Origin of the sequence: Bartonella sp. AP3QHHD, from assembly GCF_042195765.1 — a bacterium.
Taxonomy (GTDB): Bacteria; Pseudomonadota; Alphaproteobacteria; order Rhizobiales; family Rhizobiaceae; genus Bartonella.
In genome coordinates, this window is the sequence record NZ_JBHIPC010000031.1 from 1 (window position 1) to 1,019 (window position 1,019).

General features: G+C 45.4%; 2 protein-coding genes. Both read right to left on the reverse strand.

Annotated features, from left to right (window positions below; all coding sequences use genetic code 11):
- The coding region (locus ACFIL7_RS01560) for a phage major tail tube protein (protein ID WP_375683273.1) at nucleotides 1–167 on the reverse strand (167 nt) is incomplete at its 3' end.
- A 3-nt stretch (nucleotides 168–170) separates the two neighbouring features.
- Nucleotides 171–1,019: phage tail sheath family protein (locus tag ACFIL7_RS01565; protein WP_375683272.1), on the reverse strand; the 849-nt coding region annotated here is incomplete at its 5' end.

Consider the following 1,019-nt stretch of genomic DNA (forward strand, 5'->3'; position numbering starts at 1 on the left):
GCTTTCACACCAAGACCGCTCACATCAATTTGCATATCAGAGCCCCCTGGTTGATAGGTTTCTGTAATTTCTTCCAACGTGGGCAGTTTCAATGTTTCAAGATCAAGGTGAAGATTCACATCATCATCAACAATCAAGGTAAAACCGCGTACAATGCGTAAAGTCATGCTTTAACTCCTTGCTGCTTTGCGATAAGTTTCAAGCGTATCGCCAAATTGATAAGTCATTTTCTTTTGGATATCTTGCGCCAAACGGTCAAAATAAGCGCTATTGCGCCGGCTGCCGAAACTCAAATCTTCTAAAGGTGGCACTTCTTCTGCATCAAATTCGACCCGCAATTTTCCCAATTGTAAAGTGCTGTTGGAATTTAAATCGCGGTCAAACCAAACACGGCCACCCAAAAGCGCACCACGCGCAATCATATCATCAAGAAAGCTGGTCAAAGAGCGGGTAATGGCAATGACATGTTGACCAGTAAGGTTTTCATCATTGGCCCAAGGGCGGAAATTGTTGATGATCGTTTTTTCCAAAGCTGCACGGGTGCGCACCACATTGACAAAGCGCCAAAGTGGATCACTGGAGGTGGTATGATTTCCCCATAAAATGCGCCCATTGGCAGCCATTTGCCCATGCGCATTTTGACTAAGTCGTGCTGGAATAAAGGTTGCAATATCGGCTTGATTGAGGCGATTTGCCTCATGATCGATTTCCCCATCAAAATAGCTAATGGGGCGTGCTGTCCCTAAAATGCCATGCACATCTTGGTTGGAAGGAGACCAAAAAACACCGCCCCTTTGCTTGTCACGTTTGATAAACATGGCTGCTGCAAAAGGACTTGCCGGCTTTATACTAACACCCCCATCAGAATTTGCCACCCGTACAAAGGGATCAATCAAATAACAAAAGCGTGAGGAAAAATCTGCACGATAAGCAAGGCTTTCTTGCGTGTTTTTACCCCCCGTATCAAAAACCGCAATCGCTTGTAGCTTTTCTGCAACCTGTTCCAAAGCGTCTGCCAC